This is a genomic window from Streptomyces sp. NPDC002680, from assembly GCF_042889145.1.
Lineage (GTDB): Bacteria > Actinomycetota > Actinomycetes > Streptomycetales > Streptomycetaceae > Streptomyces > Streptomyces adonidis.
This window is the reverse complement of record NZ_JBIAQP010000002.1, coordinates 84,251-94,321: the sequence shown is the minus strand read 5'-3', so window position 1 is coordinate 94,321 and position 10,071 is coordinate 84,251. Positions and strand designations below refer to the sequence as shown.

At 71.8% G+C, this 10,071-nt stretch carries 9 protein-coding genes; 1 reads left to right on the top strand and 8 read right to left on the bottom strand.

Going from position 1 to position 10,071, the window contains the following annotated elements:
* Positions 1 to 99 precede the first annotated feature (99 nt).
* From ACFYXF_RS07015 to ACFYXF_RS06990, 6 genes are all read right to left on the bottom strand, one after another.
* A complete protein-coding gene (locus ACFYXF_RS07015) occupies positions 100 to 2,838 on the bottom strand; it encodes a SpoIIE family protein phosphatase (protein WP_389348550.1) in 2,739 nt (912 codons plus the stop codon).
* 306 nt (positions 2,839 to 3,144) lie between these two features.
* Positions 3,145 to 3,576 carry an ATP-binding protein gene (locus ACFYXF_RS07010; protein WP_389348997.1) on the bottom strand — a complete coding sequence of 144 codons (432 nt, stop codon included), beginning with the start codon at positions 3,574 to 3,576 and terminating at the stop codon, positions 3,145 to 3,147.
* 156 nt (positions 3,577 to 3,732) lie between these two features.
* Complete coding sequence (locus tag ACFYXF_RS07005) at positions 3,733 to 4,149, bottom strand: (deoxy)nucleoside triphosphate pyrophosphohydrolase (RefSeq protein ID WP_389348549.1); 417 nt, start codon at positions 4,147 to 4,149, stop codon at positions 3,733 to 3,735.
* A gap of 24 nt (positions 4,150 to 4,173) precedes the next feature.
* Positions 4,174 to 4,356 carry an SPOR domain-containing protein gene (locus tag ACFYXF_RS07000; RefSeq protein ID WP_105968232.1) on the bottom strand — a complete coding sequence of 61 codons (183 nt, stop codon included), beginning with the start codon at positions 4,354 to 4,356 and terminating at the stop codon, positions 4,174 to 4,176.
* A gap of 326 nt (positions 4,357 to 4,682) precedes the next feature.
* The gene (locus tag ACFYXF_RS06995; RefSeq protein ID WP_389348548.1) at positions 4,683 to 5,435 is read right to left on the bottom strand and encodes a GntR family transcriptional regulator; all 753 of its coding nucleotides are present in this window, start codon (positions 5,433 to 5,435) and stop codon (positions 4,683 to 4,685) included.
* Between the two features lie 183 nt (positions 5,436 to 5,618).
* Positions 5,619 to 6,800: a DUF4190 domain-containing protein gene (locus ACFYXF_RS06990; protein WP_389348547.1), complete on the bottom strand. Its 1,182-nt coding sequence runs from the start codon at positions 6,798 to 6,800 to the stop codon at positions 5,619 to 5,621.
* Between the two features lie 248 nt (positions 6,801 to 7,048).
* On the opposite strand from ACFYXF_RS06990, the gene ACFYXF_RS06985 reads away from it, so the two are divergent.
* The gene (locus ACFYXF_RS06985) at positions 7,049 to 8,161 is read left to right on the top strand and encodes a threonine synthase (RefSeq protein WP_389348546.1); all 1,113 of its coding nucleotides are present in this window, start codon (positions 7,049 to 7,051) and stop codon (positions 8,159 to 8,161) included.
* A 17-nt stretch (positions 8,162 to 8,178) separates the two neighbouring features.
* Here the strand turns inward: ACFYXF_RS06985 and ACFYXF_RS06980 are convergent, their stop codons facing one another.
* Together ACFYXF_RS06980 and ACFYXF_RS06975 are read right to left on the bottom strand one after the other, a co-directional pair.
* Positions 8,179 to 9,015, bottom strand: coding sequence for an oxidoreductase (locus ACFYXF_RS06980; RefSeq protein ID WP_389348545.1), 837 nt, complete (start codon positions 9,013 to 9,015; stop codon positions 8,179 to 8,181).
* A 151-nt stretch (positions 9,016 to 9,166) separates the two neighbouring features.
* A complete protein-coding gene (locus ACFYXF_RS06975) occupies positions 9,167 to 10,021 on the bottom strand; it encodes a helix-turn-helix domain-containing protein (protein ID WP_389348544.1) in 855 nt (284 codons plus the stop codon).
* Positions 10,022 to 10,071: the final 50 nt, after the last annotated feature.

The window sequence follows — 10,071 nt, the reverse complement described above, 5'->3', positions numbered from 1 at the left end:
CACACCGAGGCAGGACAGTGCGCGCTCGGCCCAGCGCGGGCACCCGGCCCGGCGCCCCGTAAGAACTCTCCGTGAACTCCGTAAGAGCGCGTCTGTCCGTCAGAACAGACTCAGCAGCGCCTCCGCCGGGTCCGCGAGGACCGTCCCCCCGTCGGGGAGCGGCAGCTCGAACCACACCGTCTTCCCCCGGGGGGTCCTGCGGGAGCCCCACGCCGCGCTGAGCAGGCCGACCAACTGGAGGCCGCGTCCACCCTCGTCCGTGTCGCGGGCCCGGCGGCGGCGCGGCTGGACCAACCCCGCGTCCCAGACCTCGCACACCAGCATCCGGTCAAGGAGCAGGCGGAGCCGGATCTCGCCCTCGCCGTAGCGCAGCGCGTTGGTGACCAGCTCGCTGACCAGCAACTCCGTGGTGTCGATGAGGGGTTCGAGGCCCCAGGCGGTGAGCTGGGTGCGGGTGTACTCACGGGCGCGGCCCACGCTGCGCGGTTCGCGCGGCAGGGTCCAGTCGCCGACGGAATCGGCGGGCAGCCCCTGGACACGTGCCATCAGCAGGGCGATGTCGTCCTCGCCGTGGTGGGTGTCGAGGGTGCTGAGGACGTGGTCGCAGACGTCCTCCAGCGGCTGGGAGGGGTCACTGAGGGCGCCCACGAAGGCTTGCAGGCCCTCGTCGAGGGGGTGGTCGCGGGATTCGACCAGTCCATCCGTGTAGAGCGCCAATAGGGAACCTTCGGGTAGTTCGACCTCCACCTCCTCGAAGGGTTCCCCGCCGACGCCGAGCGGCATGCCCGGCGGTACGTCGAGCATCATCGCGTCCTCGCCCGGTTCGAGGATGACGGGCGGCAGATGGCCGGCGTTGGCGAAGGTGCACCTGCGGGTCACCGAGTCGTAGACCGCGTAGATACAGGTCGCGAGGTACACCTCGGAGAGGTCGGCGTCACGGGGCTGGCGGGCGGCGCGGGTGGCCTGCTGGACGCCGCCGGGGGTGCCGAGGCCGCGTGCGATCTCGTCCAACGCCGACAACACCTCCGCCGGTTCGAGGTCCAGGAGGGCCAAGGTGCGGACCGCCGTACGGAGTTCGCCCATGGCCACGGCGGCACGCAGCCCCCGGCCCATCACGTCGCCGACCACCAACGCGGTGCGGTTGCCGGGGAGTTCGATGACGTCGAACCAGTCGCCGCCGACCTCGGTCGCCGCGTTGCCGGGGAGGTACCGGCAGGCGATGTCCAGGCCCGAGGCCTCCGGGTCGCCCGGGGGCAGCAGGGAGCGCTGGAGGATCAGGGCGCGCTCGTGCTCACGCCGGTACAGGCGGGCGTTGTCGATACAGACGGCCGCCCGTGCCGCCAACTCCCAGGCCAGCGCCCGGTCCCGCTCCCCGAACGGCTCGCTGCCCTTCGTACGGGAGAACTGCGCGAGGCCCACGACGGTGTCGTGGGCGACCATCGGGACGGCCAGGGTGGACTGGATGGCGCCGTTGTCCTCGGCGGGGACGAGTTGCGGGCGGGCGGTGCGCAGGGCGTCCGCGCAGGGCGAGTTGAACGGGAAGTGGTGGACGGCGCCGACGGCCACCGGGGCTCCGCCGCCCGCGAAGGGCGCGTCGGAGACGGCGCTGGCGAAGGCGACGCGGCGGAGTTCCGCGCTGCCGTCGGCGAGCCCGGGCGGGGTCTCGTCGCCGGCCAGCAGGCCCTGGTAGAGGTCGACGGTCGCGAGGTCGCAGAAGCCGGGGACGACGACGTCGAGGAGTTCGCGCGCGGTCGTTTCCAGATCCAGGGAGTTCCCGATGCGGGAGCCGGCCTCGTTCAGAAGGGCGAGATTGCGCCGCGCTGCGGCGGCCTCGCGGGCGGCGGCGCGGCGGGCGGTGATGTCGAGGGCGAGCCAGGCGACACCGATGGGGCGGCCGGTGCCGCTGTGCACGCGGTACAGGTTGACCGACCAGTGCCGGCGCTCGTCGGAGCCGGGCACGAAGCCGGTGATGTGCATGTCCGTTATCGAGTCGCCTGTCTCCAGGACGCGACGCAGCGTCGCGGAGACCCGCTCGGCCTCGGGAGAGCGCAGGTAGTCGTAGACACCGCGGCCCCGGTGGTCGTCGACCGTGCCGCCGTAGATCGAGGCGAAGCGCTGGTTGGCGCGCCGGATGCGGAGATCGGTGTCGATGAGCAGAAAGCCGAACGGAGATTGACCGAATATCGCCTGCGAAGCGGCTAGGTCGGTCTCGATCTGACGCAGCGTCCGGACGTCGACCACGATGCAGACGGCGGCCTTCTCGCCCTCCTCCGTCCGCGTCGGCATCACATAGACCTCGGCGAGGCCCTCGCGCGGGCCGTCCTCGCCCGGCCGTGACTCGCGGACACGGAACGGCACGACTCCGGTCCACTCCCGGCCGTCGAGGATCTCCGCCATCTTCCGCTGACCGCGCTCACGCAGATCGGGGTCGATGAACGCCTCGATGGGGTCCATGCCCACGGCCCGCCCGGCGGGGATGCCGAAGATCCTCTCGGCACGCAGGCTCCACTGGTCGACGAGGCCGTCGGGGCCGATGGAGAACGACGCCACCTTGATGTAGTCGTAGATCGAGCCGGGCGGGCTGCTCTGCCACATGGGGTCACCTGTCACGTCACGCGCGTGGTCCTGCGCGGTGTCACGTGTCGTATCGCGCACCGGCCCGCCCATGGTGCCACGCGTGGTTTCACGTGTCGCATCGCGTATCGCGTCACCGCCCGCGGAACTCCTGACACCCGTCGCACGACGTGGCGCACCGGCCGCGGCATCACCCACGACCCCCGCACTCGCGCCGCCCGACGGGTCCTTGGACTCCGTGGCCTTCGCTGGTATCTCGCTCACGCGAACCGTCCCCTCCAGCTCACCGCGTCCGGCACCAGTCACCGGGGGCGGCTGCCCGCAGTATCCAGCACTACGGCGCCCCACAACACGGTGTTCACGATCACAGGCCGATCCCGATGCTTTTCGGACCGGCCCGCGACAACACTCCCAGTCTTCTAACCAGGGAAGTACCCGTCGAACCCCGATCGACGACAACTGCCAGTGGCCTGAACCACAGGGTCGACATGACAGGGGCGGACGTACAGCCGATGTTCACCCCGGCGCACGGTTCGTCGCTCTCCGTGCACGGGCGCGCTCCGCCCTCGCTCAGCCCGGCACCGACAGCTCGAACCACACCGTCTTGCCCGCGTCGGCGGGGCGGGTGCCCCAGCGGCTGGAGGAGCGGGCGACCAGCTGGAGGCCCCGCCCGCCCTCCTCGTCGGGCCGGGCGGCGCGCTCGCAGGGCAGGTCGGGCAGCGGGTCGGAGACCTCGACCAGGAGCGCGGCGGACATCCCGGCGGGCCGTACCAGCCGTACGCCGATGGGGCCCGTGGCATGCCTCAGGGAGTTGGTCACCAGCTCGCTGACCAGCAGGGCGGCGATGTCACCGAGGGCGTCCAGCCCCCAGCTGCGCAACTGTCCGCGCACGACCGCACGGGCTCCGCGCACGGCGCCGGGCTCTGCGGGAAAGCTCCACTCGGCGCAGTCGCCTTCGGTGTCGATCACGCCGATCACTTCCCAGGCCAGCGACCCACCCATGTCCGGTTTCGTGGGGTTAATGGGCACATACCCGATATTCACGACCCAGTACCGCCTCCGAGGGCGCACTGTGGCACGAACGGCGTACGGGGCGTGCGCACCGGGCGCCTTCGACGCCGCCCACACCTCCACGCCCTCGACGGCACCCCGCCGGCGTCACCCCAGCCGGGCGACCGCTTCCCGGACCGCCGGAACGTCCTGATCCAGCCAGTCCACGTCCCAGATCTCGGCCGGAGTCAGCCAGCGCAGTTCGTCGTGGTCCTGGAGGGGCTTCGGCTCGGTCGAGCCGGCCGGGAGCCGCGCGGTCCAGACCCACAGGACGTACGGCGGCTTCAGGGGCCACTCCCCCGGGATGCGCTCGACGGGTTCCGCGTCGACGCCCAGTTCCTCGCGCAGTTCGCGTACGAGGGCGTCCTCAGGCGTCTCACCGGGCTCGACCTTGCCGCCGGGCAGTTCCCAGCGGCCGGCCAGTTCGGGGGGCGCGCTGCGGCGGGCGGCGAGCAGCCGGCCGTCGCGCAGCAGGGCGGCGCCGACCACGACGATCCGCGCGGTCGGCTGTGTCCGTTCCGTCATGGGCCGGAGCCTACGGGAGCGGGATCACCTGGTTCCGTTCTGCCCGATCCGCTCGACCCAGTAGAGCTGCTTGTGGCCGCGGTCGTCGAGACTGTCGGCGATCTTCTGGGCTTCCGCACGGGTCGCGTACCGGCCCACGCGGTAGCGATTGCCGTTGTCGTCCTGCCTTATGACGAGCCAGGGAAGAGTGATCGTCCCGTCGCTCATGGAGCCCCTCCACTTCCCGCCCCCGGCTTGCGCCGCGCCCCGCCCGCTAAGGAAACCGCAATCCGCATATGCCCGAGCCTACGCCTAACCTTTACGCAGCGAATACGGAATTTCACAAAGAGGTACGCAACCGGCCAGGGCCCAGGGGGCGCACGACATCGAACGCGCCGTCGAAAGGGCATGGTGTGTCCGGTCAGCGGCACACCGTGCCCCACGGGACGACCTGCGAGAACGGCCAGAATCCAACGGCCGGGCGGGCGGCGGTGGTTGGCGGGGCAGCGGTGAAGGGGGGAGCGTTCGAGAAGTCAACCGCCCCTGCGTGTGGGCTACTTCACTGGCAGGTGGTACGCGACCCGGTAGCGGTCCGCGGGGATCACGACGTCGGCCGTCTCGACCGGGCGCCCCGAGGCGTAGTAGGTGCGGTGCACGACGAGCACCACATGCCCGGGGACACCGCCCAGGGCCTGCAGTTCCTCGGCGAGGCCGGGGCGGGCGCCGACCTCCTCCGTGACGTTGTCCACGATCACGTCGATGGCCGCCATGCGCTCGACGACACCCATCCCGCCGAGCGGGCCCTCCTCGGGCAGCATCACCGGCGTACGGCCGGTGACCGCGAGGGGCTCCCAGGAGGTGGACAGCATCATCACCTCGCCGGCGTCCCGGAAGACGTACTTCGTGCACATCACGCGGTCACCGGGCCGCAGCGAGAGCCGCTCGGCGATGGCACCGCTCGCCTCGGCCTGCGCACTGCTGGACTCCCAGGTGCCGCGCGCCTCCGCGTCGGACTGCTCCTGCCGGAACGGTGTCGCACCGCCGTCCGGACGGAAGCCCGAGCGGGCGATCCGGCGCGGCACAGGACGCTCGCGCACATACGTGCCCGACCCGGAACGGCCCTCGACCAGCCCCTCGGCCATCAGCACCTTGCGCGCCTCCAGCGCGACCGTGTCCGAGACGCCGTACTCCTCCCTGATCCTGGCCTGGGAGGGGAGGCGGGTGTGCGGTGGCAGCGAACCGTCGACGATCTTCTGTCGTAGATCACCCGCGACACGCAGGTAGGCCGGCTGCTCACCGAATGTCACGGGCCGCTCCCATCAGGTTGTACAGACAGCGACAGCCTGGCAACCATGGGTTGCGACATGCAAGCAAAGGCCAGGGAATCACTCGATGTGATGACTTGCACCGCCGGGAGGCATGGCGGGAGGCGCGGGCGAGTGCCTGCGCGGGCGCGCCGCGCAGGCACGTTCTCCCCGCTCCGGCCGTCGTCACACATCGATGCCGGTGTCCCCGCCGCTGTCCTCGCCGGTGCCCTCCGTGTCGTAGTCGGGCGGGGTCGTCGCGAGGCCGAGAGCCTTGCGCGCGGTGACCGTGCGGTCGGCGTCGAGCAGCGAGTAGCCGGTGTCGTAGTGGACGTAGAAGGTGTCCGCGTCGGTGGCCACGGCCGCCTTCGCCCACTCCACGCGCGCGCTGCGCAGGTCCTTCACGAGCGCGGTGACGCTGGGCGAGGCCGTGGCGGCGAACCGGTGTCCGGTGAGCATGCGGATCTGCTCGTCGAGCGCGTCCGTCATCCGCCCCGCCCACTCCTTGTGCCCCGGCAGGTCGTCCTCGACGTACTCCTCCACGGGCTCCGAGTCCATCGCCTTGTTGAGGACCTGGGCCGCCTTCAGATACGTCAGTTGGTCGGCGTCGAGCGTCGTCGCGTCCTTGCGCAGCGAGCCGGTGAGGGTGCCGTCCGTCTCGACGCTGCCGAACACGCAGGTGACCTCGTGGTCGCCGAGGCGCCAGCTCTGGCGGGTCGGGGTGAGGTAGTAGACGTCGACGTCGTCGGGCACGGCCCACGTGTCCATCGCGTAACTGTCCTCAAGGGCGTAGCACTTGTCGTCGGCGATCTCGGTGACGCGGTCGTCGCCGGGATAGGAGCCGGCCGGGAGCTGGAAGCTGGCGAAGACCTCGCCGTCGTGGGCGCGGGAGCAGGGCACGGTGTCGACGTCGTACGCGTAGCCCTCCAGGGAGCCGTCCAGGGAGTTGAAGCAGTCGCCCTTGGCGAGGGAGAAGGTGCTGTTGCTGTCCTCGGCGGCGTCCTTGAACCCGTCCCAGGCCTCGGAGAGGCCTCCGGTGCCGAGGAGCAGCGCCCAGAGGGCGAGCCCGACGGTCGAGAGCACGGACCCGGCGATCGCCATGCCCTTGCCGCGCTCGCCCCTCTTGCGGATCTGTACGAGGGCGATGATGCCGAGGACGAGGCCGAGGGCGGGCAGGAAGCAGAGGATGCCGAGGACGAGGGAGGCGATGGCTACGCCGTTGACGGGGGTGGGCCGGTTGTACGGGGAGTAGCCCTGGGCCCAGGGGGCGTAAGGGGCTTGGGGGTAGCCCTGGTACGGGGAGTAGGGCCCCTGGGGGTACTGGGGATGCTGCGGCTGGCCGGGTCCAGGGGGCGGGGGTATGGCCACGAGCGGGGGGCTCCTCGTCGGGGTGGTGGGAACTGACGTACGACTTGGCGCATGTTAGGGGTTTTTCGCCCCCGCCGCCCCTACCCGTTCCCATCCCTGGGGGCTGCGCCCCCAGACCCCCGCTGTCGGCCTGAACGGCCTCGTCCTCAAACGCCGGACGGGCTGGTAGTCAGCCCCTCCGGCGTTTGAGGAGCGGGGGGCGGCGGGGGCGAGGACAAACCGGGCGGGCGCGCAACTACTCTGCGTGCATGACCCCACTGCCGGACTGTTACTGCCCCGCGGACGGCACCCGTGTCCCCGCGGGCTCCCTCACCTGGCGCTGCCCCCTCTGCCAAGGGCCCCTGGACCTCGACTTCGCGCCCACCCCGGCCTCCCTCAAATCCCTCACCGGCAGAGTGAACTCCCTCTGGCGGTACGCCGAAATCCTCCCCCTCTCCACCCCCACCACAACCCTCGGAGAGGGCCGCACCCCCCTCGTCGAACTCCGCCCCGGCATCTCCGCCAAGCTCGACTTCCTGATGCCGACCCTCTCCTTCAAGGACCGGGGTGCCGTGCTCCTCGCCGAACTCGCCCTCCGCCTCAGCCCCCAGCAGGTCGTCGCCGACAGCAGCGGCAACGCGGGCACGGCGATCGCCGCGTACTGCGCCCGCGCCCTCCTCCCCTGCACGGTGTACGTCCCCGACGGCACCTCCGCGAAGAAGCTGGAGCAGATCGAGGCGCACGGGGCCCGGGTCCACGTCGTCGACGGGAACCGGGACGCCGCCGCGGCAGCGGCCCGCACGGCGGCCGACGCCCCGGGCACCTTCTACGCCTCCCACGTCTACAACCCGTACTTCCTGCACGGCACGAAGACGTACGTCCACGAGCTGTGGGAGGACATGGGCGGCCGGCTCCCCGAGGTGATCGTCGTCCCGGTCGGCAACGGCACCCTGCTGCTGGGCGCGGCCCTCGCCGTCGCCGAGCTGCACGGGGCGGGGCTCATCGACCGGCGCCCCGCCCTGTACGCCGTACAGGCCGCCGCGGTCGCCCCGCTGGCGCACGCCTGGGCCGAGGGCGCCACCGACCTCACCGGCAGCGCCCCGCCCCCGCCCGCCCCCACGCTCGCGGAGGGCATCGCGATCCCCAACCCGCCCCGCGCCCGGCAGATCCTGCGCGCGGTACGCGACTCGGGCGGCACGTTCCTCACGGTGACGGAGGATCAGATCCGGCACGCGCAAAGGGACTTGGCGTCACAGGGCCTGTACGTGGAGTCGACCGGCGTGGCCTGCTGGGCGGCGGTGCGGGAGGGGGCGCTCGGGGCGCGAACGGCGGTGGTGCCGTTGTGCGGGGCGGGGCTCAAGACGGGCCTGGCGCCCGCCTGACCATCCGTTTCCCCGTCTCAGGCCTCGTCGAACGCCGTCGCCCGCGTCCGCTTCTCCCAGGCGGCGACATCACCCCGTACGCCTTCGAGATGGTCGAGCACGGCGGTGACCGCGTCGTCGCCGAGGGGCAGGCGCAGCGGGGTGTGTTCGGCGTCGACGGCGGCGAGGATCAGGGCCGCCGCCTTCGCCGGGTCGCCCTGCTGGGCGCCGTCGTTCTCGGCGACCATGCGGCGGACCGCGCCGACCGTGGCGGTGTAGGCGCCGAGGTCCCGGCTGGTGCCCGCCCGGGCGCTGTCGAACAACTCGGTCCTGAAGACGCCCGGTTCGACGATCAGCACCTTGATCCCGAAGCCGCGGACCTCCGCCGCGAGCGCCTCGGACATGCCCTCCAGCGCGAACTTCGTCCCGCTGTACGCCGCGAAGCCCGGCGTGGACACCTGTCCGCCCGCGCTGCTCATCTGCACGATCGTGCCCGAGCCCCGTTGCCGCATGTGCGGCAGCACGGCCCGGACGAGCGCGGCGGGCCCGAACACATGCAGGTCGAACAGGGCACGCAGTTCGGCGTCGGTGGTCTCCTCGAAGGCACCAACGTGCGTACGCCCCGCGTTGTTGACGAGCACGTCGATCCGCCCGTGCCAGGCGACCGTGTCCTCCACCGCGGTCCGGATCGCGGCCTTGTCCGTGACGTCCAGGCGCAGTGCCTGGACCTGTTTGGGATGGGCGGCCACAAAGGCGTCCAAGGCGCCCGTACGCCGTGCGGCACCGACGACCACATCGCCCGCGGCGACCGCCGCCTCGGCGACGGCCCGCCCCAAGCCACTGCTCGCACCGGTGATGAACCAGACCCTGCTCATGAGGTCAGCCCCCTTTTGACCGCTGTCCGCTCACTGCCCCAACTGTTCACAAGCTCGGGGAGCAGCCTAGAGGGAGCGCGGCTTCCTCGGGGTGGCGTACGCCTTCACAGGGCCGAATAAAGCCCCTGGTAGGCGAGCCGCCGACCGGGGTTCAGCCGCTCACCGCCCGCAGTGCTCCGGGCCTGCGGCCGTTGAGGCGGTCGAGGGCGGTCGCCGTGGCCTCGTCGGCCGGGATGTGCACCACCAGACGCTGGCCCTCGTCGCGGAGTACGAGCGTCTCGTACGACAGCCGCAGGCGGCCCGCCTCGGGGTGGTCCACCAGCTCGGTCCCGAACCGGGCGGGCGTGACCGGCACGGCGGCGAGCCGGTCCCCGAACGGCGCCCCGGCCGCCGCCAGTTCCTCGGCCAGGGCGGTCACATGGGGGTCGTTCAGCGAGGTCTCGTCGCGCATGTGGGCGATCTGTTCGTCGGCCTGGCGGTCCCATCCGGGGTACACCGCGCGGGCCCGGTCGTCGGTGAACAGGTACCGCAGGACGTTGGGCGGGTCGCCGTCGAGCAGGCCCAGCGGGCGGGCGTACCGCTCGTAGCCCTCGGTGTACGCCACGATGTCGCCCATCCAGTTGAGCAGGGCGGCCGGTGCGGGCTCCAGCCCGTCGAGGAGCGCGCGGAGGGTGGGGCGGACCGTGCGCACCGGCGGTGCGGTGACCGTGTGGCACACCGACTGGCCCTCTCCGTGTTCCTTGGCCAGGCGGTGCAGCAGAAGACGGTCCGCCTTCGGCAGCCGCAGGACCTCGCCGATCGAGGCGAGGACCTGGAGCGACGGGTTGCGGTCCCGGCCCTGTTCGAGCCGGGTGAGGTACTCGACGCTGATACCGGCGAGGGTGGCCAGCTCGGCCCGGCGCAGCCCGGGCGTACGACGGCGGGAGCCCGGGGGCAGCCCCACCTCGGCGGGGGTGACGGCTTCGCGGCGGGTGCGCAGGAAGGTGCCCAGCTCGTTGGCGCTCACCTGTCGAACGTACAACCAGTGCCGCCGCGGAGGATGGCCCTGCCACTACC